The sequence below is a fragment of the Streptomyces sp. NPDC001700 genome (assembly GCF_053596435.1).
In genome coordinates this window covers 59,005-81,635 of record NZ_JBSFGE010000035.1, presented here as the reverse complement: position 1 = coordinate 81,635, position 22,631 = coordinate 59,005, and the positions used below count along the sequence as shown (strand labels likewise).

Genomic DNA, 22,631 nt, shown 5'->3' with positions numbered 1-22,631 from the left:
TCATTCTCCAGGGTGGCGGCCGTGGGTGGATCGCAGTCGGGAGTCGTCGTGCGGCAGCTCGGCGGGTGGGGCGGGCCCTGCGGCCTGGCTCGTGTCGTAGGCCGCGAGGGCGTGGCGCAGGTGAGCGATGATCGCTTCACGTAGCGCGGGAGGTTCGGTGACCGTGACGTCGGGGCCGTAGCTGGTCACGAGAGGCATCAGCCACTCCCAGCGGTCGACGTACAGCACGATGGTCACCGAGCCGTCGTCGTGTTCGTGGACCTTGGAGGTGGACTTCAGGCTCAGCCGCAGCAGCTCGGCGCGGGCGGCCGGGGTGACGTGCAGCTCGATGCGGATGTCGCCCTTGCCGTAGTCCTCCATGGCGGCAGTCCACCACTCGCTGACGGTGAAGTCTTCGGGGTAGGTGAAGGTGAGGTCGGTCGGCTGGAGCCGGTCGACGAGGTTGAGGCGGTAGCGCTGCGGCGGTCCGGCAGCGCGGGCGGCGACCATGTGCCACTCACCTGCCTTCCAGACCACTCCGTACGGTTTGAGGAGAGTGGTCTCCTGGCCGCCGTCGTCGGTGCGGAAGGTGACTTCCAGTGCTGTGCCGGTGAGCATGGCGGTGCGCAGCACGGGCAGGTGGCCGGAGCCTTCGTCGCGCCAGTACCAGTCCGCGGTGTCGAAGTGGATGCGCTGGGCCAGGCGCCGCATGACCTCCTGCATGGTGCTGCTGACACCTGCAGCACGGCCGCGGTCTTCGGTACTGCTGCTGGCGGTCGGAGGGTCGAGGAATCCGAGGACGTAGAGGCGCATCGCCTGGTCGGAGTCGAGCGTGAGGGGATCGAGCGGGTCTTCGGGGGCGAGCCGGTAGCCGCCTGCCGCGCCTGGGGTGGCCTGGATGGGGATGCCGTGGGAGGTGAGGGTGGTGATGTCGCGGTAGATCGTGCGGTCGGTCACTCCGAACCGGTCGGCCAGCTCGCGGGCCGGCACGTGGGCGCGGGTGCGGAGCATCTGGACGATCCCGAGTTGCCGGGCGTGGGCGGGGTTGACCATCAGAGGGCTGCCCCGAGGGGGTAGGTCTGGCCGGTGGCGTAGGCCCACTGTGGCGCGGTGGCGATGTCGATGCAGGCGGCGGCGACCTCGTCGAGGCTGAGGGGTCGGCCCCAAGGAAGTTCGCGGTAGTAGCCCTTCGGGGCGGTGACGCCCTTCAGGCCCATGACGTGCTGGGCGAGGGGCGAGTCGATGAGGGACGGCGCCAGCAGGTTGATCCGGACGCCGTGGGGCTGTTCTTCCTTCGCCAGGGTGCTGACCAGCGATTCCAGGGCTGCCTTCGCAGCGCTGTAGGGGCCGTTGCAGGCTCGGGCTGCTCTACCGGCGTCGGACCCGACCGCGAGCACGGAGGCATTGTCGCGGCGGGCACGGCTGGCGAGAGCGTGCCAGGTGCGCACCAGGCTGAGCACGTTGGCCTGGTGGACGGCTTCGAACTCCGCGGCGGGGGTGTCGGCCACCGTGCGCTTGGTGGACGGAGCTCCGACGCAGGCGAAGACGGCACGCAGGCAACCGGTGTGGGCCTCCACGGTGTGGCGCAGCGCGTCGGTGCTGGCGTCATCGGCTGCGTCGAAGTGGACCCAGGTGGTGCCGTCCACCACCCGCTCGCCGATATGGGGTGGGCGGGTGCGGTATGTGGCGATGGTCGTCCAGCCGTGCTCGTGCAGTCGGGCGTTGATGGCTGCGCCGAGGGCTCCGCTGGCTCCCGTGATGACGGCCAGGGGAGCTTCCGGGGCGGGGCTGTGCTTCACCGTGCGTCGGCTCCTGGCCGGGTGGGGGAGTCGGGGTGATCGGTGTCCCACATCTCCGCGAACCGCATCTGCTCGGTGGGAATGCCGAAGAGGGCTCCGATGGCCTGGGCGTGAGCGACGGCGTCGTGGTTACCGCGGTCGATGCGTACCACCGTGTCCGGGAAGGCGATGAGCATCTGCTCCTCGTCGAGCAGATGCGCGTAATACAGCCGGGGCACGAGGGCCTTGGACAGTGCCAGGGCGAGAGCTGGGGCCTGGCCGGCGGGCACGGTCAGCTCGATGATTTCGATCGGGGTGTGCTCGTCGAGCAGGTGCGGATAGCGGCGGTCTTCCCGGTCGGCGAACTCCTGGGGGAGCTGGCCGTCGGCGAGGCTCTCGGCGATCACGACCGCGCGCACCGTCGGGCTGGTCATGGCGGCGAACTCTCCTTCGGTGGCTGGGCTAGTGGTAGGGGAAGGCCAGGGTGTCGAAAACGGTGCGGCCTGCGCATACAGCCAGCAACCGCTCGATGCCGAGCCCGAAGGTGAACACGTCAGCGGGATCACGGTCGATGTCGGCGTAGAAGTCGACCGGGCCACGATCCGCCGGGACGCCATGCAACTCGGTACGCAGGGCGATGTTCGCTTCGACCATCGGCCGGTAGTCCTCGGAGGCACGTAGCTTGACGCCGCCGTCGCACACTTCGACACCGTTTGCGATGAGCGAGAACCGCCGCGCCCGGCCGGTGGCAGGGTCGATGCGGCTGTTGTGCCGCAGTTCATAGGGGAAGCCGACCAGGATCGTCGGGGTCGTGACCGGCGCTTCAACGGCGTGCTTGACGAAGTCCTCCAGCACCGCCCAGTCCGTGTCTCCCGCGGTGAAGCCACGGTGTTCGAGTAGCCAGGTCCGTGCCGCGGCGACGAGGTCGGCCCCGACGGGGGCGGCGGGCAAGCCGAGGGCTTCAGCGATGGCGGCGTCCACACTGCGCGTACGGATGACCCTGAAGTCGGCGCCGACGGTGGCGAGGGTGCCGAATGCGGTGTGGACCGCGTGGTGGACGAGGCCAGCCACAAGACGGGTTCCTTCATCGAGGGTGACATCGCGGGCAGCGGTCTGGAGCATGGTGAACTCGACCGCGTGCTGGTCGTCTTCACGTTCGGCCCGGATAGCTTTGCCCAGGTCATAGACGCGGTCGACGCTGATGACCACGCGCCGCAGGTGCTCCTCGGAGGAGTGCTTGAGGTGGAAGGGCTGGCCGGTCAGGGGGTGCGAGGTGGAGAACTGCGGGATCGGGGCGCTCTCACGGTCCTGGCACAGCACTGGGGTGGCCACCTCGACGAAGCCGACCTCGTGCAGCCATCCACGCACGGCGCGGAGCAGTCCGGCTTTGGTCAGGAGCAGCTCCCGCTCGGCCGGGTTGTCCTTCAGCAAGGTGCCGTACAGCCGCCGCGCCTCGGGACTGGCTGCCGTCATCGCGCGCCCCCAAGAGGTGTCGCGGTCCACGGCGAGGTGATGGTCAGGCCGTGTTCGGCGCCGGAGTCAAGCCGGGCACCGGCGCCGATCGGCAGCGTGTACTTCAAGGGGGTGTGACCGAACGGCAGGCCGAAGGCGATGGGGAAGCCGTACTCACCGCACAGGTCCATGACCATCTCGGTCGCCCCGAGGCCGCCCGACGGCTCGCAGCCGAGCAGCTCGCCGACGACCATGCCGGAGATCTTGTCCAGGACTCCGGCGTCGCGGAAGTGGGTCAGTGTCTGGTCGAGGGTCTCGACCGGCTTGAACGCGTCCTCCCACACGAAGATGGCCCCGTGCCAGAGGGGCTCCCAGGGCGTGCCCAGGAGGCAGCGCAGCGAGGATAGACACCCGGCGACCAGGTGGCCGTCGGCGGTGCCGGGACGGGCCCAGGCGAGCGGCGCGTCGATACGGCCCGCCTGTGCCCGGTCAGCCAGGACCGAGGTGAAGTGATCGCCCGTGGTCGGCGGTGCGTCTTCGGCTCCCCAGTCCCACAGCACCGAGGGCCCGTGGAAGGTCACCACGTTCGCGCGCGCGGTGATCGCGTTGAGCAGCAGGCTCGGGTCGCTCACGCCCACGATCGGCTTGGGATGCGCGGCGATCAGCGGGAAATCCAGGCCGGACAGCAGCCGGTTGGCGTTCTTGCCACCGCCAGCGCACACCACCGCGGCGATGTTCGGGTCGGCGATGTAGGTGTGGAAGTCCTTCAGCAGCTTCGCCTCGCTGCCCGCGCGGTAGCCGTGAACGTCGAGGGCATGCTCGGCGGTGACGGTTTCGAAGCCGCGATTGCGCAGGGCCTCAACGCCACGGGCGAAGGCGTCTTGGTGCTGTGCGGGCTCTGGGGCGGACACGGTGACGATGCCGATGCGGTCGCCCTTGGTGAGGGGAGCGGGCAGAAGGCGTGCGGTGCTCACGGGGTCTCCTTGCTCTGCGTGCCGCCGTGCACCGCGACCGAAACGACGGTGATCCGCTGCACACGGCGTGAAGGTAGGGGCTTCAACGGGCGGGCGCCAGCCGCATTCGGGTCTGTTCCCGGGCTCGCGCGGCAGTGGCATCAGAGGTCCAGGGGGTCTGGCTCTGGTAGTAGTCGAACGACGACCAGCCCTCCAGGGTGTCGGGAGGTTCGAAGCCTTCCCTGCGGGCTTCGTCCCACAGAGGCGTGCCCGGGTACGGGGCGAAGAGATGGACACGGGTCTCCGGGGTGGGCTCCAGCGTGCGCAGCTCGTCGATCAGGGAGTACGTGTCCTCCTGCTCCGCGACGCTCTCACCTGGGAAGCCGACGATGAACGTGTAGGAGCCCAGGATGCCCGCGTCGGCGATCTCGGACGCCACATCGAGGATCTCGGCCCGGGTGATCTCCTTCTTGACCACGTCGGACAGGACCCGGTCATTGCCCGACTCGACACCCATCAGCAAGCGGGAGCAGCCGCTCTCGGCAACCCTCTCCAGCAGCGGCAGTTTCGCGCGGCGGGCCTTGTGGACGTCGTTGGGGTTGATGCTCGCTGCCCACTTCAGATCGAGGCCGCGGTCGATGAGCCCGTCGCAGAAGCCGATGGAGCGACGCAGGTTGACGAACCAGTCCGCGTCGTAGAACTTCACCCCGTTGATGCCGTAGAGCCGCTTCAGCTCGCCGACGTCATCGAGAAGGTCATGGGCGGCCATCGCGGAGTACTTGCGCTGGTAGGTGAGTTCGAAGCAGAACCGGCAGTTGTAGACGCATCCCTGGCTGGACACGTAGTTCAGGGTGCGGGTGGCCACCGTGGGGTCGTCGCGGATGTACTTCGCCACGTCGAGCAGGTCCCACGGGTAGGCCCCCAGATTCCCGGTGCGCGGCGGATTGGCCTTCCCCCGCACCACGAGGCCTGATCGCTCTGCCAGCAGCCCCGGCACGTCCCGCCTTCGTACGCGGCCCAGGAGGGACCGTACGTAGTCGAGCATGGAGTTCTGCCCCGGCCCCTGGAGGACAGCGTCCACGAGGGGGTGGGCGGCGGTCTGTTCGGGCTGGACGTTGACGTGCGGCCCGCCGAAGACCACCGGAGGGCAGAACGGGCGCTTCTTCGCCGCGGTCACCATCTTCAGCGCGTGGCCGATCTGCCCGCCGCCGGTCATGATGCTCACCCCGACGCAGACCGCCCGCTCCAGGTGCTCGTCCAGGAAGCGTTCCCAGGCCGCCTCGTCGTGTTGGTTGCCGTCGAAGAGCACCACGTCCACCAGACCGCTCTCCCGGAGCGGCTTGGCGATCGTCAGCAGGGAGAAGGGCATCCAGAAGTAGACGTAGTCCTTCTCATGGTCGATCTTCGGATACAGGAGGATCACCGTCGGCCGACCGGCAGCCGAAGAGGCTGCCGACGCCGTTCCGGGGACCGTGGCAAGCCCGTCGGGCAGCCCCAGGAAGACCTTGCTCATCGGCGGGCCTCCAGCAGCTCCTGGGGCGTGGAATCGCCGGGCCGGAAATACGCACCGGCATACATCTCGAACGCCGCCTCCACCCGAGCCCTGAGCCCGGCGTCGTCTTTCTCCTCCAGCAGCGGCGCGAGATCTACCGTGACGTCCTCGCGAAGCAAGCAGAACTGCATCCGTGCGTCCGCGGTCAGCCGAAGGGCCATCAGCGCGTCGTGGCACGGGAAGAGCGGACAGCCCCGGCACACCGAGCCGTACCAGGCGCCGGCCGTGGAGTCCTTGATGACGACCCTCGTGCCCGACGGCATCGTGAAGACGGCCATCGGGTGGCCGAGGCCGCCCTGCCGGACCACCTGCTCGTCGATCGCCCGTGCCCGTAGATCCCCGGCCAGGTCCTCCAGCGGAACGTAGAGATCGTCCAGCTGACGGCGGCGTTTGATCTCCAGACGGCGGGCGAAGCTCTCGGTGCCCTCGCCAAGGTCCTTGATGATGTCCAGCAGCTTCACGCTGTGGACGCCGGTCTCCTCGCAGAAGGCGATCACATCCTGGATCTCGTGCGTGTTGATCCCGGACATCACCACCACGTTGACCTTCACCGGGACACCGGTGGCCACGCAGGCCCTGATGGCGTCCAGGACCTGCCGGTGGTCATCGACGCCGCAGATCTCCTTGTGCAGACCGGCGTCGAGGGTGTCGAGACTGACGTTCATCAACGTCGCCCCCGCTCGCTCCAGGTCTCCGGCGAGGGTGCCGATCCTCGGGTGCCGCGAGATCACCTCGACCTCGCTGAACCCGACCTCGTGTCGTAGGCGGCGTACGACCTCGACAAGGGGTTCGTACAGGGCCGGGTCGCCCCCGGTCAGCTTGATACCGGTCACGCCCTGCTCACGCACGGCGGCAGCGAACCGCAACAACTGGTTCGGATCCAGGTCGGTGCCCGGCTGTGTCGCTACCGCCTCTCCTGACGGCCGACAGTAGAAACACGCCCTCCCGCAGCGGGAGTTTACGGTCACACGTACCTGCGGTAATCGCATGTCGTTCTCCCCTTGGCCCTCGCTGACATTCACGCTCAAATCCTTTCGGTCCCTTGCAGTAACCAGCAACGACGTTGGCCGAAGGCGATGTCAGGGTTACGGGGAGCCAAGCTGCGAACCCTGACATCCACCTCACGAAATTCGGCGCGCCGCTCTTGAAAGCCCGATGCCGGGTCGCCGGAGGTCATTTACATCGACTGCGGTGCAGCCGTGCAGGATGACGACCTCCCGGTGAGCGATGATCCACCGGATTTCCTCGGAGTCGTGAGCGACTCGCACCAGGCCGTAGTCGTGGACAGGGCGCAGGCTTTCGGGGTCGTAGAGCACACCGGCGACGCCCCAGGGCTCCGCCTGTTCCACCCACGCGGCGACGTGGCCACCAGAGCTCAATCGGGGGCAGCTGTCGGCTGCCAAAGGCGCGCACGACGAGCACACCGGGGGAGCGGTCGTCCGTGTCCCGTCGACCAGTGGACCGGCCGCTGCCTTGAGTAGGAAAATCTGCCGCTCGGGGCTCGCTCCCACCGTGGGGGTACGGCAGACCTGGCACAGCATGTGGCGCATCGCCTGCCGCTGGCGCAGCGCGTGAACCGAATCCATCAGCGGTTGGCCCTTGCCCCGAGCGAGGGACTGCCGCACCCACAGTGCTCCATGCCGCCCCCGGTCGTACGCGGTCTCATCCGCGTAGCCGAGGAACGGGCCCATGTTCCCGAACTTGCGCACCACGGGTGGGATGCACGCTGTCTCGGCGCTCCAGGAGGTGATGTAGGGAACGGTCAGCCCGCTGTGCTTGTGCTGCGTCATAGGGCATCCAGATGGAGAGTGGCGACGACTGGTAGGTGATCGCTGAGCATCCGGGTTGTTGGGGTGTCGGCTACCACGTAGGAGCGCAGCGCGGGAGCGAGGCTGGGGGAGAGCAGAATGTAATCCGAACGGTGATCCCACAGCTCTGTGTCGTTCCAGTAGCCAGAGGTCCGTCCCCGGGGAACCTGGAGCTGGAACGGCGGGTCCACGAAGCCCGCCGCCATCAGCGCCGCCATCGCCCGGCGGTCCGTGCCGCCGTAGGACCCGTCGCCCCGGACCATACGGTGTCGGGGCTGGAGGTGAACCGGGATACGCCGCCAGTCGTCCTGCTCCCGGTCCTGAGCACCGATGGAGTTCAGGTCCCCGATGAGCGCCGTGTGCTGATCAGCGGCGGCGTATTGGGTGAGCCAACTGACTTCGCTGAGCCGGTCCTGCCCGCTGAACGGGTCCAGATGGGTATGCACGACGGAGAAGGCGCGGCCACCGGCGACGAAGCGCGCGCGAGAGGCGGCGTGGTGGAACTCCCCACCCGACACATCGGGCTCGAAGGCCGTGCACTCCAACTTAGGCCACCGGTATAGCGTGACCAGGTGACAGCCGTGATGGCGCGACGGCGCGAACAGCGGCTGCATCCCCAGGGCCCGAGCCGTGGCGAACATCCGGTGGCAGCCGCGGGCATCCCAGTGCTTGGCCTCCTGAATGCCCAGGACATCCAGATGCAGTCCGGACAGGAACTGCACCTGCTGCCGCCAGCGATCGCCGCCGCCATCGAGGACGTTGTAGGTGCCTATCCTGATGGTGGAGCCGCCTTCTCCTCGACTGTTCGGACGCTCCATCAGCTTCTTCCGCAGCGGGATGCCACGGGACATGCGGCTCCGTGGCCGGAGGAATTCACGCCCGCGACTCCGGAGCCCTCCGCGCATCATGCGACCGGGGGCGTGGTCGCGGACCTTGAACCCCGAGTCGATTCCGGCCCGAGCCAGCCTTGTTGCCAGGAGCAGGTGATGAGATGCGCTGCACTCTTGGCGCCGAGCAGCGCGGTCAAGGCACGTTCCTCGGCCCGGACGTTGTCCGTGTAGAACCCGCTGCTGGCGGCCAGCTCTTGCTGGGAAAGACCGTCCGCCAGGCCTTGGAGAACGCGGAGCTGTCCCGAGGTCACCACCAGGTTCCCGGCGGGCTCCGCATTGGGCGGGGTGAGCGCACCGGTCACGTAGCTCTGGTGCACAGCCGATGCTCGATCGCCCGTACCGAGCTTGCCGACTACATGTCCGATGTACCCCTGCACGGTGTCGGCGGATACCTTCATCTCGGTAGCCGCCTGCGAGGTGGACATGCCGTTCGCGATGAGCTGGAGAGCCTCGCGCTCGCGACCGGAGAGCGTCGGGCTACCAGGCTGTCGGCGGGTCAAAGGGTCTTCCTTCCGATCGTGGCGTTGACAGTCGGTGGATGCCCTCAGGGCCCGCAGGACCGTTCACTCCGCGGTCCCCGAGGGACGTTGCGGTGGGCGTTAGGGCGCGTTCGCCCGGCTGGGCAACAGATCGACGAGGTTCGGCCGCGGCTCGCCGAGCGCTGCAACAGCCAGTTCCCGGTCCAGCACCGGCGGGCTGACGAGACGGTGCTGATGCATCGGCCGCACCCAATACGGCGCGGATGTGCGTGGCAGCGGGTAATGGCGGGACACCGGCGGAACAGCGATTTCGCCGCTCCCCAGACAGAGGCCGTGGTTGTTGGTCCAGATCCGCATCGTCCCGAGCGGTACCAGCCACACCAGAACGTGGCTGGACGGGTCGGCGATGACGCTCGCGCAATGCCGGTGCGGACGGGCGTGGTGATCCATACTTCGCAGCAGGGCGGTGCCGGAAGGACCGGAACCCGTCACCACCACATCCCACGCCTCACCCACCGGCCTGACGCCCCCATGTGCGGCGACGGCCAAGTACCGGAGCGCTCTGGCCAGGCGTTTATTCAACCGGGCGTCGACCAGGGCTGGCGATGTCACGAGGCGTCCTGAGCCGTCAAGTTCAGGGTGCACCACGTCACGGTGTTGTCGTCCGTGACACCCCAGTCGTCCGCGTATGCCTCGACCAGGACGATGCCGCGCCCGTACTCGTCGTCCGGGCCCGCCTCACGGCGGACCGGGCAGCCGGGAGAACCGTCAGCGACCTCCACGCAGAGCTGGAAAGAGGTGTGGAACAGCCGAACGCCGATTTCTTCGCACCGACCGTGCCGCAAGGCGTTGGTGACCAGCTCGGTCAGCAGCAACTCGACACGGTCCGTGTACGGGGCGAGGCCCCAGTTGCGGAGGTAGGCCCGCGCGATCCGGCGGATTCGGCCGGGCCATGCCCGGTCCTCGTCGGTCAGTTCGCTGCCGGGCTGGGAGGTCCGTTCGATACGAACCGTGCTGGTGTGGGTGACGTGCTGGTCGGTCTCGCCGTGACCAAGGCGTCGCGTACGGGGCACCTCGCCCAGTCCAGTGAGAGCCATTTCCATCCTCCGCAGATCGATCTTGGAGCTGAGCCTGGCCCGGGTGCTGCTTTGGCCATAGCCCTCGAATTGCCGCTCGGACTGCCTTGGGGGAGCCAGTTCGCCGGTGAAGTGGGACCCCACTCTCGCCCTGTTGCATAGGCCCGGACCATCCAGTGCGACCGCCAATTTGTGGCCGTGAATTCCCGGTTCAACCAGGAAGAAAAGTCGCAGTGTTGACGCACGGCGCAGCGCGCTACCGTGCTGAACAAGATGAAATCCCGCACGCCATCAGCGAAGAAGGAGGGTTGGGTGGGAACACAACCACGTAGCCGCAGGCAGGAACAGGTGCAGTTCGCCACCGAGCTGCGGGCGGCGGGGAAGACCTGGTCAGAGGTGTCTACCGCCATCCGGTGCCGTTACCGGGTCAACGCGCGCGTGGCGCCCCGTCTGGCCCGGGGGCTGAGTCAGCGCGAAGTCGCCGAATTGTGGAACCAGCGGTGGCCGGACGATCCCAGGACTTTCAAGAACATCTCCACCTGGGAGCTGTGGCCGGCCAGCACCGGCCACGCTCCTTCGCTCGACACCCTGGACCGGCTCGCCCAGCTCTACGAATGCGCGGTCTCCGACCTGCTCGCCGATCTCCCCGACCATGGCCCCACGCCACGTGAACCATCACCGGTCTCGGGAAGTCCCGTCGCTGCCCCGGGCACTGCGCCGTACTCCGCGGCCGACTTCCCGGACGGCCTGATCGCCGAGCCGCTCATGCTTTCCCCACAGATGGCTGGCACCCTGGTTCACAGGCTGCACGACGTACGCTTCGACGAACTGGCACAGGCTCTGATCATGTGGGTACAGCAGGCCAACCCGGGGCTCAACCGCCGCGAACTGCTCCAGAAGTTCAGCACTGCGCTCACCGTGGCCGCGGCGGCCCCGCTGTTGGACATTGCCGACGCAGATGAACGCGACCGCGTCGCTGCGGTCCTTGAGGAGCCGAGCCGTCTGGACCTGGCCACCATCTCCCACTCCGAGCGCGTTTTGCAGCACTACCGTCGCCAGGGCGACATCCTTGGCCCACAGATCGCTCTGCAGACTGCCATGGCTCAGCGCCAGGTCACCGCCGACCTGATCACCAGCGCACCCGCAGCCCTCCGCCCACGTGTGCTGACCGTGTATGCCGAGCTCAGCCAGATGGTCGGCTGGCAGCTGTACAACCTCGGTGACTACCGCGCTGCCCAGTACTACTACGACGACGCCCGCACCGCCGCCCACGATGCCGAGAACACCGAGCTGGTCACCTACGTCCTGTGCACCATGAGCCAGCTCGCCACCTGGCAGAACAAGCCCCGGGTCGGCATCGACCACGCCATCGCCGCCCAGACGTGGGCTGACCAGGTCGACAGCCCGGCCGCCCGGGGCTATGCCGCCGATGTCGCCGCACGTGCCTTCGCCGCGGCCAAGCAGCCTGACAAGGCCCAGCGCGCCCTTGAACAGGAGCACGCCGCGGTGCGCGACCTCACCGCCAACGCCCCGGTGGCCAGTTGGTGGTACTTCTACAACGAGTCCTTCTACTGGGGCACGGAAGCGGAGTGCGCCCTCACCCTCGGCACCCCTGCCAAGGCCTTGAACGCGGCTCGCACCTCACTGCCGATGATCGACCCGACGAACGTGCACAACCACGCGCACACCCTCGCCCTGCAGAGCCAGGCGCACCTCCAGCAAGGCGACATCGCCGAGGCCAGCGCCATCGTCGGCGACATCGCCCGAATCTCCAGCTTCAACCGCTCCCCACGCATCACCGAGCGCATCGCCGACCTCCGTACAGCCCTCACGCCCTGGCAGCGCAGCCGGGCCGTGCGCAAGCTCGACGACTTCCTGGCCCACTACCGGCTGACCGGCAGCTCCAGCACGAACAAGTCGTAGGCCGAGTAGTAGTCGCCGTCATCGCCGGGAATCCGGCCGACCAGCTGCCACCCCCAGCCGGTGTACACCTTCTGCGCCGGAGCGTCCGGGCCCGTCGCGAGCGTAGCCCGCTCCTCGCTCCGGGCGCCGAGCACCGCGTCATGCAGCGTCCGACCCACGCCCTTCCCTTGCCACGCCCGTCGCACCTCGATCTCGGACAGTACCCACGTCCGCGACCCTGTCTCCTCCAAGAACTCCGCCGACGGCTCCGGCTGAACTCCTCCCCACCAGTGCGTATCCCCGGCCGCCAGGGTGTAGCCGAACACGAACCCGACGAGCTGGCCCTCAGCCCGCGCGACCACCAGGGTGAAGCCAGGCCGCGTGAACTGCTTCTCCGCCCGGCGGCGGAACGCGCTCGTCTTCTCGCCGCCCGGCTCCGACCGGTACGCGTCCGCGTACGCGTCACACAGCTCCTCCAGCAGCGCGGTGGCTTCTTCACCGTCGTGGTGCGTCAGGGACACGGTGTTCATCGTCATGCCAGTAAGGCTAATTCGGCCCACCCAGCGGGAACAGGCTCTCTTCCACAAGGCGAATCAAACTTTGGGATGGCTGGCCTAGTAGGCGGTAACTGGCCCGCCATGCTTTGCAGCATGGTTCGTCAGCGGGGCACGCTTCTGTCGCTGAGGAGGCCCTGCTCCGTCCAAATCACCTTGCCGTCGGAGGTGTAGCGGGTGCCCCACCGGTCAGCGAACTGCGAGACCAGGAACAGTCCCCGGCCGCCCTCGTCCGTCGTCGCCGCGTACCGCAGATGCGGTGACGTGCTGCTGGTGTCGGACACCTCGCAGATCAGGCTGCGGTCGCACAGCAGCCGCACCCGGATCGGGCCGGTGGCGTGACGGATCGCGTTGGTGATCAGCTCGCTCGTGACCAACTCGGTCGTGTATGCCAGGTCGCTTAGCCCCCATTCGGCGAGCCGCTGGACGACCGCCACACGTATCTTGGCGACCTGGGCGGGGTCGGACGGCACCTCCCAGTCGGCGATCCGCCCCGGCTCCAGGATCTTCGTACGGGCGACGATCAGCGCGATGTCGTCGCTGGGGCGCTCGGGCAGCAGGGCGTCCAGCACCGCCGTACAGGTCTGCTCCGGAGAGCGTCCGGGGTGGGCCAGGGCGTCGGCCAGCATCTCCATGCCCGTCTCGATGTCCCGGTCGCGCTTCTCGATGAGCCCGTCCGTGTAGAGCACCAGCTGGCTGCCCTCGGGCAGCTCCAGCTCGGCCGTTTCGAACGGCAGCCCGCCCAGGCCCAGCGGCGGGCCCACGGGCAGGTCGTTCAGCAGCTCCACCGAGCCGTCCGGGCTCACCACGGCGGGCGGCGGATGCCCGGCCCGGGCCATGGTGCAGCGCCGGGTCACCGGGTCGTAGATCGCGTACAGACAGGTGGCCCCGATGATCACCTCACCGCCGCCGTCGGCGTCGAGCAGGGCGGAGTAGCCTTCGTCCTGCTCGACGCGGGCGATCAGGTCGTCGAGGTGGGACAGGATCTCGTCCGGTGGCAGGTCGAGGGTGGAGAAGTTGTGGACGGCGGTCCGCAGCCGCCCCATCGTGGCCGCCGCGTGCAGCCCATGGCCGACGACGTCGCCCACCAACAGCGCCACCCGGGCGCCCGGCAGCGGGATGACGTCGAACCAGTCGCCGCCGACGCCCGATTCGGCGGGCAGATAGCGGTACGCCACGTCCAGCGCGTTCTGCTCGGGCAGCACCCGCGGCAGCAGGCTGCGCTGGAGGGTGACGGCCATGGTGTGCTCGCGGGTGTAGCGGCGGGCGTTGTCGATGCTGACGGCGGTCCGGGTGACCAGCTCCTCGGCGAGCGAGACGTCGTCCTCCTCGAACGGCTCGGGCTTCTCGGCGCGCATGAAACTGGCCACGCCCAGGACGACACCGCGGGCCCGCAGCGGGACCGTGATCATCGAGTGGATGCCGCAGTCGATGATCTTCCGGGCCTGGTCGGGGTCCTGCTCCTGCCAGCCCTCGCAGTCGCTCAGAACGGGTACGACCGTGACGGCGCCGGTGCGGAAGCCTTGGGCCTGGGGCGCGTTCGGGGTGAACCGGATCAGCTTGCCGAGCGGGTAGAGCGGTACGTCGTCGCGGATGCCGCTGAGCGCCGTACGCCGCAGGGGTGTGGTGCGGTCGTCCGCCACCGTGGCCCACAGATGCGGCTCCTCGCCGCGCATGACTGAGTCCGCGAGGTCGACGGAGACGTAGTCGGCGAACCGGGCCACCGCGTACTCCGCCAGCTCCTGCGCGGTACGCACCACGTCTAGCGTGGTGCCGATGGACACGCCCGCGTCGTACAGCAGCTTCAGGCGGTTGTGCGCCACGTCGACCTTGCCCGACAGCGCGCGCAGCTCGGCTATGCCTGGCAGCGCCGCTTCGCTCCCAAGTGACCCACTGGTCCTGTCGGTTGGACCGGCGCCGGGGGAGATCTGTCGCCGCTCACTCATCGCCTGCACTTCATTGGTGCTGGTTGGGGAGTTGTCCGCGTTGTCCACGACTTCACCGTGGACAATCCGCGGGTCGACCTGCGTGGGTTGATCTGATAGGTGCAGTTGTTGGCGCAAGGAGGCGAGTTTCTGGCCTTGGGCTTCAAGCTGGTCTCCCATTGCCTCCAAGTCGTAATCGACTTCGTACAACGGTGGCACTGCCGGTATGCCCTCATGGGCTGGAGCAGGCTCGGGGGGCGTCACGGGCTGGTGAGCTTCCAGCTTGGAGAGAGCCCGCTCGTACCGCTCACTAACCCTCTGGGCGGCGAGTCTGATTTCCTCCGCGTCCGCACGTTCCCGTCGGGCCTCCTCCAGCATCTTCTCTGCAGTCGCAAGACGTGACACGGACTGGTGCAGTTGGTCCTGGTACGCCGCCTTCGCCAACTGATGAGCCTGATCACGTTCATCTTCCAAAACCGCACAGCGCTTCTGCAGGGTTGCCACCGTAGCGAGCAGCGCGCCAACCAGGTGGTTGGCATTGAAGAGCGTTGCTTGAGCTTCAAGCTGGCCCTTTCGCGCGTCGTCCAGACGCAGAGAAAGCTCTGCGAGGGTTGCCTCAGGCCTTCTCTCCGGCACCGGCTTGTGCGCAGCCTCCTCGGCTGCCTGCAAGAGAGCCCGACCCTCGGCCAATCGGAGCGAACGCAACTTCGGTTCTCCGATCCGCTGTGCGACGGCCTTCTCCAACAACCACTCGGGCACAAGGTCCTGCCCGTTGAGGTATCGCCCCCACTTGGACTTGCCGTACGGAAGCTGCTCCGACAACTGCTCCAGTGTCAGCCCAGCGGTGAGCCGCTGTAACCACTCCGCAAGCGCATTGGCCTCGGACGTTGCGCCCTTCGCCCGACCTCGTGGCCGCCCCACCCCATGGCCTCCTGCGTTTTCCACAGACAACACCGTGGTTGTCCACGAGTTTCCTATGCCGACGTGCAGCAACGCCATGTTCGGCGACTGGACAATCACATTAGCCCAGACAGTGGACCTCCATCACTTTCCCGACACAATAGGAGGTCTACCTTGAACTCACCCCGTCGCTCCTGGCCCTACGCGATCACTGCAGTCCTGATCGTGGCGCTTCAGGAGGGGTGGCGCCCGGGGGATGTCCGCGCGCTGGCCGCCACTCTGCTCGTTCTCGTCGCGATGATCTATGCCTCTGGCAATGAGCGGCAATGAGACCCATCGGCAGCAGCACCCCGGTGTTGGACACGGCGTGCCGCAAGGTAAGCGGAGAGGTTGGCCTAGACGAGAACAGGGAGCGCGGTCAGGCCTTGAACCAGGCGGGTGGGACGCCAGATCAGGTCTTCCGGGGGCACCGCTAGCCGGAGTTTCGGGAAGCGGGTTAGGACTTTCTGGAGGGCGAGTTCCGCCTCGGCTCTGGCGAGCGGGGCGCCGAGACACCGGTGGATGCCGTGGCCGAAGCTGAGGTGTCCGGAGGCGTCCCGTTCGAGGTCGACCTGTTCGGGTGCGGGGAACCGGGTGGGGTCGCGGTTGGCGGCTCCGATGGCCACCTGCACCGGGGCGTCGGCGGGGATCTCGGTGCCGCCGAGGGTGATGGCCTCCGTGGTGTACCGGAACGTGGCCATGCTGACGGGGGAGCTGTGGCGAAGCAGTTCGTCCAGCGCGCCCGGTACGAGGTCTGGCTCGTGGCGCAACCGTTCCAGATCCGCGGGCTTTTGTAGAAGTGCGAGGAGTGCGCTGCTGATGAGGTTGGTGGTGGTTTCGTGCCCGGCGACGAGGAGGAGAACGGCGAGGGACACCAGCTCCTCCTCGCTGAGCCGGTCCTCGCCGTCGCGGACCAGGATGAGGTCGTCCAGCAGTGCGCCGCCCGGGTGCTCTCGTTTTTCGGCGATGAGGTCCGCCATGTACTGGGCCATCGTGTGCGAGGCCGCGTCGATCCGCTCGGGCTGGCCTGCCGCGAACAGATCGGCGGACCAGCGTTTGACGTCCGCCCGGTTGTCCTCTGGCACTCCGAGAAGTTCGCAGATCACGGTGACGGGAAGGGGCATGGCCAGGTCGGCGACGACGTCCACCTGGCCATGCGTGGGCCACGCGTCCAGGAGATCATCGGTCACCTGCTCGATGAACGGACGCAGCGCGGCAACGGAGCCCGTCGTGAAGGCCTTAGTCACGAGCTTGCGAAGGCGGGTGTGCTGCGGAGGGTCGCTGGCCAGCATGTTCTGCGAGACGGCGGGGTGCAGCTGGCGCTTGGAGCCCTTGTCGGCGAAGAAGGCAGTTGTGTTCTTCGACAAGCGTGGGTCGGCGAGTGCCTGTCTGGCTTCGGCGTATCCGGTAACGAGGTAGCTGGTGTGCCCGGACGAGCCGCTCCGTACGGACTGGACAGGGCATTGGGACTGCTGGGCGCCACTGCGGTCGTGCGGCTGCTGGTGGTCCTGCGGGGAATCGTTCACGCGATCAGGTTCCAATCCGCTCGAAGGGTTCGTCATCTGCGACACGGGAGATGCGGGCGTGCACATAGGCATCGACGATGGCCAGCAGCCACTCCGTTTCGGCCCGAAGGTCACCGCCCCGGTCAGTAGTGCTCGACGCTGGTAGATCTGCGCTTTCGTCCGGCGGGGAGTCTGCGCGGAGACGTTCCAGTGCACTCCGCACCATCACCGCCTCCACCAGAGCCGCCCCTTGCCGGGTCCCGACGGCGATCGACTTACGGGCTGCTTCCTCCGCGCTCCGGGACCGGTACGGCCGCAGGGCAAGGATCCCGTCACTGATCTCGATCACCATCCGCTGAAGGAGGAAGTCGAAGTCCGCTGATTCGTCCTCGTCATCTTCTGCTGCGGGGAGAACGATGTCGGGCAGCGCAGTCGTGAGGTCGTGCCACAGCGGTTCGAGGGCGGCCAGCGACCGCCTTTCCCAGCGGCGGCGTCGAGCCAGGCTGATCGGATAGACGATGGCGGGCAATGTGAGTCCGACGCAGATCAGCAGAACGGCTACCGCGGGAGCGGTCACGCTGAAGACACAGGGTGAGGAGAACAGCGTGGTGCAATCTCTTCGCTCCGGAAACAGGCGCAAGGCCAGACTCAGCGTGACCAGTCTGGTGAGTTTGTAGAGCGTGTAGGTCAGGGCGAAGACGCAGCCTACGGCCGCCAAGCGCATTCCGATCCGGACGCACCTTCTGCGGGCCGACTTCGACTGCCGAAGGGCCTGGCGCAGGAAGTCAATGACAGCGAATCCCAGGTATGCAAGGTACACAAACAGATAGACCGCATACGCGTGGGGCGACTGATGGGTCATTCCCTCGACCGCGAAGAGCACCGCCATGCTCAGAACGGCTCCGGCGAGGAGAGCAAGGCGGCTGCGGATGCGTCGTCCTGCTTCAACGGGGTCGAGGTTGACCTGGTGCGACACAGCCAGGACAGAGGTGGCCGCGGCCAGGGACGCGGAGTTGCTGAGCAGGCGGGCGACATCCGGTACGACGGACTCGACCGCGTCCCCAAACAATGGCGCGTACGAGACGAAGGCCAGTGAGAAGGAGGCAAGCAGCGCGCCCATTGCCCAGCTCCCCGCCGGGCGTGGCGCTCCGCGCGCGAAAACCCAGAAGGCGGCGGCCGACACCAGGATGCACGCCATCCCGAGGAAGAGAACGTTCATCATTGCCGGAAGCGACCTCTCTTGATGGGCTGCGCAAACAGTGCGTCCCAACTGTCCACGCCTTTTTGGGGCGTTGGGGCCGGACGTTCACGTTCGCGGTACATCCGCTGGCGGATGATGGTGGCCAGCATCTCCGCTTCCAGTTCGTCCTGCGTGGAGTAATTCGTGCGCCCAGTCATTCGCAGGACCAGGGCCGGGTTCACGCCCAGGGCCCCGGCCGTTTCGGCGTCGACCTCCAAGCTCCCCGGATGGTCGCGCCACACATGCATCAACTCGTGTGTGAGGATGTGGCGCTGATGGTGAACCGAGGTCCCCTCCTCGTAGTAGAGGAGATCTGCCTCGGCGGTCTCCAGGCGGATGCCGCACGGTGCGTCGACGGAGCCCAGCGTATTCAGGGGCCGCAGGATGATCGGCTTGCCACGGATTAGCGAAATGGAATCCCGCAACTCACGAGTTGTGAACCGGTAGGGCAACCGCAACTGGTCGATCTGCTCCTCGCCCGCGCGGCGCAGTCGGGCTTCGGAACCATGTTGCGGCAAGGGCATACGAGTCCTCCCTCGCGCTTTGGCTGTAACACCTGCTTGTGTGCTGAGGGCGAGACTGCCAAGGGGAAGGCGGAACTCGCAGTTCCCCGGAACAAGTACTTCCGGTTACGGATGGTGAAGCCTGTGCGGTGGGGTGCCTCATGGGGGTACAGCGTCAAGAAACCGATGAGGCGACGGATTTGCCGCCACGGGCAAGACGTTGACCATCCTGCTCGACGCCTTTGAAATGCGCAGCACCCGTAATGCCCGACTACCCTGAATGATGATTGCAAGATCACTTTGACGCCGGACCGGCGTGTCGTGGCACATTTCACTTGATGCAGCGTCCTAGCGTCTCATTCCATGGACTCCTGGGAAGGGCGGGCTGATCTGGGTTCTGACGAGGAGTCGCTATCTGATCTGCTGCGATCATGGCGCAGACGCGTGGACCCTCGTGCGATTCCTGGGCTCGGGGCACATAGTCGGAGGGGTGAAGGCCTGTCGCAGGCCGACGTTGCCCGCCTGGCAAACGTCAGCGTGCGCTGGTACCGCTCCCTGGAACGCGGCAAAGACGCGAACTACTCGGCGGATTTCCTGGACCGACTCTCTTACGTGCTGCGGCTCAGTCGAGCCGAGCGTCACGCCTTGTACCTAAAGGTCCTCGGCCGACCGCCGGCCCCACCCGCCACCCCTGAAGCGGGTGCGGTCGGGGAGATGGATGGACTCCTGCAGAGGTTCATCGACAACCAGTCGCCCAACCCCGCTTACGTGTCCGATCTGGCCTGGAACATCTTGGGAACCAATGATGCGCTGCGCCAATGGTTTCCGTGGACTGCCCATCAGGCGAACCTCATGCGGTGGGCCTTCACCCGACCCGAAGCAAAGCACCAACTGGTGAACTGGCGGGACGAATGGGTGCGAACTTACCTCGGGCAGATCCGATACGCACGAATTCAGTTCCCGGAGAACGAATCCCTGCGTCAATTGGAAAGCGACATCCTGCATGGCAGCCCGGAGGTACGCGAAATGTGGGACCGTCGTGAGGTCTACGACCATGCAGATGGTGAACTGCGCAGAGTCAGGCTTCCGCATCGTGGGAATGCGCAGGTGCCGGTGCGTATCGTTGCTCTCACCCCGATGCGGAGTCTGATGCTTCGAGTGATCGTCCTCATGGAGATCGAAGAGTGACGGCGGTCTCGAAGCCGATCTGGAGCAGGAGGCGGTTGGGGGAGAGCGGGGTGGGATGGAGGCGGCGGTGGGGTGGCCGCGGCGAGCAGCCAGTCCGGACGGCGGAGGGCTACTTGTCGTCGAGTAGGTCGCTGTCCTCGGATTCGCCCGCGAGGCCTTCAAGCCGTCTGGCCTGTTCGATCACCGAGCTGACCATCTGGAGGCTTGACGGGCTGAGGCCGTCGGCGCGCAGCGCGACTCGTCTCACGCCGTGATTCCGCATGGCGGCGACCACCTGGATCTCGGCGCGCGTCTGCTCGGCCACCTGCTCGTCGAAGAAGTACCCGGCCGGGACGCCGAAGAAGGCCGCCAGGGCCCGGATCGTCTGCATCTTCGGGTTCGTGTTCGTGCCGGTCCTGAGCTGCTGGATCGCGCTCGCTGAGATCGCCAGGCCGGACTTCTCCCCGATGCCCTTCGCGACCTCGGCATAGGTGTAGGGCCCTCGCTCCTGCGGGTGCACCTCTTGGAACAGGTAGTCGAGTAGCTCCGCGAACGTTCGTTCGCTGTTGTCTGTCATTTCACGCCCTCCGCCATGCCCTGATCGTATCCAGTCCAGTGGTGACGATGTCCAGCTCGGGGGTCGGCGGCGACACTGTGGTTGACGAGATGGCGCAACTGCGGTGTACGTTGAAGTCGTGGCTTCGCCATTGCAGTGTTGTGCTGCAGGTGGATGCCCTGGACTTGAGTCGGCAGGGGCCATACGGCCCTGGTCCCTTGACGGGAGGGCCGCCGAGGCATAGTCCGCAAGGAGGACACACCAGACCCCGAGCACCGACCCGGCGCACACCGGAGGGGAGCCAAGCCCGGCGCCCGGAAGTAGCAGCTTCCGAGCGCCGGGACCGCCACCCCGAGGGGCCACGGATTCATAACTGGGGCAGGTCGGCTGACCTTTTCGATGAGAGCGGCCGCCCTTCCCCACTTACGAGCGAAGGATTCTCGCATGCCCGACTTCCCCAGCGAAACGGCGCTCGCCGTCCCGACCACCGAGGACACAGCACCTCACCCCAGCATGCATCGGCCACCGCTCGCCGACAGGGTGTCCGGCGCTCGGGCCCTCCGCGTTTCCCAGCGTGATCTCCACGTCCTGCGGCCCAGGGCAGAGGGAGCCACCGTCGCTTCCGGGGGGCGCTGAACGTGGCCCGGATTCGTACGATCAAGCCCGAGGCGTTCGCCTCCGAGTCGCTCGCCGAGGTGTCGCTCACAGCAGAACGCACGTTCTTCGGGCTGCTCACCCAGGCCGATGACCACGGTCGCTTCCGGGACCAGCCTGCCGTTCTCGCTGGACTGCTGTGGTCCCTGCGGCCCGAGCATGGCCCGGTCGGCGTCGAGGACGACCTGACTCAGCTCGCGGCGGCCGGTCTCATCTGCCGTTACGGGAGCGAGGACGGCAAGCGGTACCTGCACATCGTCACCTGGCGCCAGCATCAGAAGATCAACCGTCCGAGCGGCGTGCGCCATCCCGTCTGCCCGCAGCACGACGTCGGCCACTCCAGCCCGAACGATGTACCGCAGACGCAGGACACCGTGCACGAGCCCGCAGTGCAGGTTCACGGCGGACTCAGTGAGGGTTCCGGCATCTCGTATGAGCCCTCCGTGAATCACGAAAACGCAGGCCGCGAGGCATGCAGCGAGCCCTCACCGCGCACTCACGGAGCATGCGGTGAGCCTGCGGTGAACACTCACGGTCCGGATCTAGGACCTAGGAACGTGGATCTAGGATCTTCCCCTTCGGGGGGCGCAAGCGCCCACGCACCGGAGTCCGTCTCCCCCCAGCAGCTCATCAGCGAGTACGCCGCCTCCTGCGCCCACCGACCGCCGAATGGCGTGCTCGGCCACCTCGGGCGCGAGGTCTCCAAGCTGCTGAAGGAGGGCATCGGCCCCGCGCACATCCGCGCCGGACTGGCCGGCCACCGGGCGAAGGGGCTGCACCCGAGCACTCTGCCGAGCCTGGTCCACGAAGCCATGAACGCCACGTCCGCCCCCACGAACGGCTTGGTGCGGCGGGAATCCGCGAATACTGTGCGCGGTCACCGGGCCTGGGCAAACCCCGCCGACCCTGCCACCGCCTACGCCGAGGAGCTGTGATGCGCGACCACGACGCCCAGCCCGTCGGCGGCATCGCCCGCCGCCTGACCGGCATCCTCAAGGCCCGCGGCATCGACCCAAACGCTCCGGTCACCGACCCTGCGGAACCCAGCCCCGCCCTGGAGGCGGCGCAGGCCCGTATTCCGGCCCGCTACCAGACCGCCGTCGCCGACCACCCGGCCGTTGACGCCTGGGTCCGCGAGGTTATCGAAGCCGGTCGCCCCGGACCCTCCGGGGCTCCGGGCATCGCCCAAGGACGATCGCTGCTGATCGTCGGCACCACCGGCACCGGCAAGACCCACCAGGCGTACGGCGCAGTCCGGTCCCTGCTGGCCGCCGGGGTGCGCCTGCGGTGGAAGGCGACCACCGCCGCCGACCTCTACGCCGAACTGCGGCCTCGCCAGGGAAGCGACGGGGAGCGCGAACTGCAGGACCTGGCCCGCTGCCCACTGCTGATCATCGACGACCTCGGCGCCGCGAAGAGCAGCGAGTGGACGGAGGAGATCACGATGCGGCTGGTCGATCGCCGCTACACCGCGATGCTCCCGACGCTGGTCACCACCAACCTCGGCATGGCTGACCTGCGCGCGCACATCGGCGACCGCGTCGCCTCCCGGCTGACCGAGATGACCGACAAGGTCATCCTCGACGGCCCGGACCGCAGAAGGGCCATCGCAGCCGAGCGCCACCGACTCGCCGCCGTCTGACGACCACCAGCACATCTCCCTTCACGTACGACCCCCGGGGCCGAGCCCTGCCCGAACGTGCCCCCGGGCGACCGGAG

General features: G+C 67.4%; 21 protein-coding genes and 1 pseudogene. 4 read left to right on the top strand and 18 right to left on the bottom strand.

Features of this window, described 5'->3' with window-relative positions:
- The 12 genes from ACWC5C_RS38545 to ACWC5C_RS38490 all read right to left on the bottom strand — a co-directional run bounded on the left by ACWC5C_RS38545 (position 1) and on the right by ACWC5C_RS38490 (position 9,988).
- Positions 1 to 1,032 (bottom strand): helix-turn-helix transcriptional regulator, encoded by a 1,032-nt coding sequence (locus ACWC5C_RS38545; protein WP_450883414.1) that lies wholly within the window; start codon positions 1,030 to 1,032, stop codon positions 1 to 3.
- The gene (locus tag ACWC5C_RS38540; protein WP_450883412.1) at positions 1,032 to 1,778 is read right to left on the bottom strand and encodes an SDR family NAD(P)-dependent oxidoreductase; all 747 of its coding nucleotides are present in this window, start codon (positions 1,776 to 1,778) and stop codon (positions 1,032 to 1,034) included. Before ACWC5C_RS38540 ends, ACWC5C_RS38545 begins: the two co-directional genes overlap by 1 nt.
- Entirely contained in the window at positions 1,775 to 2,191 is a 417-nt protein-coding gene (locus ACWC5C_RS38535; RefSeq protein ID WP_450883410.1) for a hypothetical protein, read from the bottom strand. Before ACWC5C_RS38535 ends, ACWC5C_RS38540 begins: the two co-directional genes overlap by 4 nt.
- 28 nt (positions 2,192 to 2,219) lie before the next feature.
- Positions 2,220 to 3,230, bottom strand: a complete 1,011-nt coding sequence (locus ACWC5C_RS38530; protein WP_450883408.1) for an amino acid--tRNA ligase-related protein — start codon at positions 3,228 to 3,230, stop codon at positions 2,220 to 2,222.
- A complete protein-coding gene (locus ACWC5C_RS38525) occupies positions 3,227 to 4,183 on the bottom strand; it encodes a S66 peptidase family protein (protein WP_450883406.1) in 957 nt (318 codons plus the stop codon). The genes ACWC5C_RS38530 and ACWC5C_RS38525 overlap by 4 nt, the downstream gene beginning before the upstream one ends.
- Positions 4,184 to 4,265: 82 nt before the next feature.
- Complete coding sequence (locus ACWC5C_RS38520; RefSeq protein ID WP_450883404.1) at positions 4,266 to 5,675, bottom strand: B12-binding domain-containing radical SAM protein; 1,410 nt, start codon at positions 5,673 to 5,675, stop codon at positions 4,266 to 4,268.
- A complete protein-coding gene (locus ACWC5C_RS38515) occupies positions 5,672 to 6,703 on the bottom strand; it encodes a radical SAM protein (protein ID WP_450883427.1) in 1,032 nt (343 codons plus the stop codon). The genes ACWC5C_RS38520 and ACWC5C_RS38515 overlap by 4 nt, the downstream gene beginning before the upstream one ends.
- A gap of 132 nt (positions 6,704 to 6,835) precedes the next feature.
- A complete protein-coding gene (locus tag ACWC5C_RS38510) occupies positions 6,836 to 7,504 on the bottom strand; it encodes a hypothetical protein (RefSeq protein WP_450883402.1) in 669 nt (222 codons plus the stop codon).
- Positions 7,501 to 8,373, bottom strand: a complete 873-nt coding sequence (locus ACWC5C_RS38505) for an endonuclease/exonuclease/phosphatase family protein (RefSeq protein WP_450883400.1) — start codon at positions 8,371 to 8,373, stop codon at positions 7,501 to 7,503. Before ACWC5C_RS38505 ends, ACWC5C_RS38510 begins: the two co-directional genes overlap by 4 nt.
- A gap of 53 nt (positions 8,374 to 8,426) precedes the next feature.
- Positions 8,427 to 8,912, bottom strand: coding sequence for a helix-turn-helix domain-containing protein (locus ACWC5C_RS38500; protein ID WP_450883398.1), 486 nt, complete (start codon positions 8,910 to 8,912; stop codon positions 8,427 to 8,429).
- A 99-nt stretch (positions 8,913 to 9,011) separates the two neighbouring features.
- Positions 9,012 to 9,503, bottom strand: a complete 492-nt coding sequence (locus tag ACWC5C_RS38495) for a hypothetical protein (RefSeq protein ID WP_450883396.1) — start codon at positions 9,501 to 9,503, stop codon at positions 9,012 to 9,014.
- Complete coding sequence (locus ACWC5C_RS38490; RefSeq protein WP_450883394.1) at positions 9,500 to 9,988, bottom strand: ATP-binding protein; 489 nt, start codon at positions 9,986 to 9,988, stop codon at positions 9,500 to 9,502. The genes ACWC5C_RS38495 and ACWC5C_RS38490 overlap by 4 nt, the downstream gene beginning before the upstream one ends.
- A 240-nt stretch (positions 9,989 to 10,228) precedes the next feature.
- Between ACWC5C_RS38490 and ACWC5C_RS38485 the strand changes: the two genes are divergently transcribed.
- Positions 10,229 to 11,890, top strand: a complete 1,662-nt coding sequence (locus tag ACWC5C_RS38485; RefSeq protein WP_450883392.1) for a helix-turn-helix domain-containing protein — start codon at positions 10,229 to 10,231, stop codon at positions 11,888 to 11,890.
- On the opposite strand, the gene ACWC5C_RS38480 is transcribed toward ACWC5C_RS38485, so the two are convergent.
- From ACWC5C_RS38480 to ACWC5C_RS38460, 5 genes and pseudogenes are all read right to left on the bottom strand, one after another.
- Entirely contained in the window at positions 11,851 to 12,405 is a 555-nt protein-coding gene (locus ACWC5C_RS38480) for an N-acetyltransferase family protein (RefSeq protein WP_450883390.1), read from the bottom strand. The two genes, ACWC5C_RS38485 and ACWC5C_RS38480, sit on opposite strands and share 40 nt — an antisense overlap.
- Before the next feature lie 122 nt (positions 12,406 to 12,527).
- Positions 12,528 to 14,339, bottom strand: a pseudogene (locus ACWC5C_RS38475) (ATP-binding SpoIIE family protein phosphatase); the annotation flags it as partial.
- 1,304 nt (positions 14,340 to 15,643) lie between these two features.
- On the bottom strand, positions 15,644 to 16,813 hold the full coding sequence (locus ACWC5C_RS38470; RefSeq protein ID WP_450883388.1) for a cytochrome P450 family protein: 1,170 nt from the start codon (positions 16,811 to 16,813) through the stop codon (positions 15,644 to 15,646).
- 4 nt (positions 16,814 to 16,817) lie between these two features.
- Positions 16,818 to 18,014, bottom strand: a complete 1,197-nt coding sequence (locus tag ACWC5C_RS38465) for an MAB_1171c family putative transporter (RefSeq protein WP_450883386.1) — start codon at positions 18,012 to 18,014, stop codon at positions 16,818 to 16,820.
- Positions 18,011 to 18,556 carry a regulator component gene (locus ACWC5C_RS38460; RefSeq protein WP_450883384.1) on the bottom strand — a complete coding sequence of 182 codons (546 nt, stop codon included), beginning with the start codon at positions 18,554 to 18,556 and terminating at the stop codon, positions 18,011 to 18,013. The genes ACWC5C_RS38465 and ACWC5C_RS38460 overlap by 4 nt, the downstream gene beginning before the upstream one ends.
- 342 nt (positions 18,557 to 18,898) lie before the next feature.
- Between ACWC5C_RS38460 and ACWC5C_RS38455 the strand changes: the two genes are divergently transcribed.
- On the top strand, positions 18,899 to 19,723 hold the full coding sequence (locus tag ACWC5C_RS38455) for a helix-turn-helix transcriptional regulator (protein ID WP_450883382.1): 825 nt from the start codon (positions 18,899 to 18,901) through the stop codon (positions 19,721 to 19,723).
- 109 nt (positions 19,724 to 19,832) lie between these two features.
- On the opposite strand, the gene ACWC5C_RS38450 is transcribed toward ACWC5C_RS38455, so the two are convergent.
- Positions 19,833 to 20,279, bottom strand: coding sequence for a Secondary metabolite protein (locus ACWC5C_RS38450; protein ID WP_450883380.1), 447 nt, complete (start codon positions 20,277 to 20,279; stop codon positions 19,833 to 19,835).
- A 617-nt stretch (positions 20,280 to 20,896) separates the two neighbouring features.
- Here ACWC5C_RS38450 and ACWC5C_RS38445 point away from each other — a divergent pair.
- Positions 20,897 to 21,847 carry a hypothetical protein gene (locus tag ACWC5C_RS38445; RefSeq protein WP_450883378.1) on the top strand — a complete coding sequence of 317 codons (951 nt, stop codon included), beginning with the start codon at positions 20,897 to 20,899 and terminating at the stop codon, positions 21,845 to 21,847.
- Positions 21,847 to 22,554 (top strand): ATP-binding protein, encoded by a 708-nt coding sequence (locus tag ACWC5C_RS38440; RefSeq protein ID WP_450883376.1) that lies wholly within the window; start codon positions 21,847 to 21,849, stop codon positions 22,552 to 22,554. The genes ACWC5C_RS38445 and ACWC5C_RS38440 overlap by 1 nt, the downstream gene beginning before the upstream one ends.
- The last annotated feature ends 77 nt before the right edge of the window (positions 22,555 to 22,631 follow it).

What these genes read in the sequence shown, in the direction of transcription:
- ACWC5C_RS38545 (WP_450883414.1), bottom strand. Translation starts at nt 1,032, where the DNA reads ATGGTCAACCCCGCCCACGCCCGGCAACTCGGGATCGTCCAGATGCTC.
- ACWC5C_RS38535 (WP_450883410.1), bottom strand. Translation starts at nt 2,191, where the DNA reads ATGACCAGCCCGACGGTGCGCGCGGTCGTGATCGCCGAGAGCCTCGCC.
- ACWC5C_RS38530 (WP_450883408.1), bottom strand. Translation starts at nt 3,230, where the DNA reads ATGACGGCAGCCAGTCCCGAGGCGCGGCGGCTGTACGGCACCTTGCTG.
- ACWC5C_RS38520 (WP_450883404.1), bottom strand. Translation starts at nt 5,675, where the DNA reads ATGAGCAAGGTCTTCCTGGGGCTGCCCGACGGGCTTGCCACGGTCCCC.
- ACWC5C_RS38515 (WP_450883427.1), bottom strand. Translation starts at nt 6,703, where the DNA reads ATGCGATTACCGCAGGTACGTGTGACCGTAAACTCCCGCTGCGGGAGG.
- ACWC5C_RS38510 (WP_450883402.1), bottom strand. Translation starts at nt 7,504, where the DNA reads ATGACGCAGCACAAGCACAGCGGGCTGACCGTTCCCTACATCACCTCC.
- ACWC5C_RS38505 (WP_450883400.1), bottom strand. Translation starts at nt 8,373, where the DNA reads ATGTCCCGTGGCATCCCGCTGCGGAAGAAGCTGATGGAGCGTCCGAAC.
- ACWC5C_RS38490 (WP_450883394.1), bottom strand. Translation starts at nt 9,988, where the DNA reads ATGGCTCTCACTGGACTGGGCGAGGTGCCCCGTACGCGACGCCTTGGT.
- ACWC5C_RS38480 (WP_450883390.1), bottom strand. Translation starts at nt 12,405, where the DNA reads ATGACGATGAACACCGTGTCCCTGACGCACCACGACGGTGAAGAAGCC.
- ACWC5C_RS38465 (WP_450883386.1), bottom strand. Translation starts at nt 18,014, where the DNA reads ATGATGAACGTTCTCTTCCTCGGGATGGCGTGCATCCTGGTGTCGGCC.
- ACWC5C_RS38460 (WP_450883384.1), bottom strand. Translation starts at nt 18,556, where the DNA reads ATGCCCTTGCCGCAACATGGTTCCGAAGCCCGACTGCGCCGCGCGGGC.
- ACWC5C_RS38455 (WP_450883382.1), top strand. Translation starts at nt 18,899, where the DNA reads ATGGACTCCTGGGAAGGGCGGGCTGATCTGGGTTCTGACGAGGAGTCG.
- ACWC5C_RS38450 (WP_450883380.1), bottom strand. Translation starts at nt 20,279, where the DNA reads ATGACAGACAACAGCGAACGAACGTTCGCGGAGCTACTCGACTACCTG.
- ACWC5C_RS38440 (WP_450883376.1), top strand. Translation starts at nt 21,847, where the DNA reads ATGCGCGACCACGACGCCCAGCCCGTCGGCGGCATCGCCCGCCGCCTG.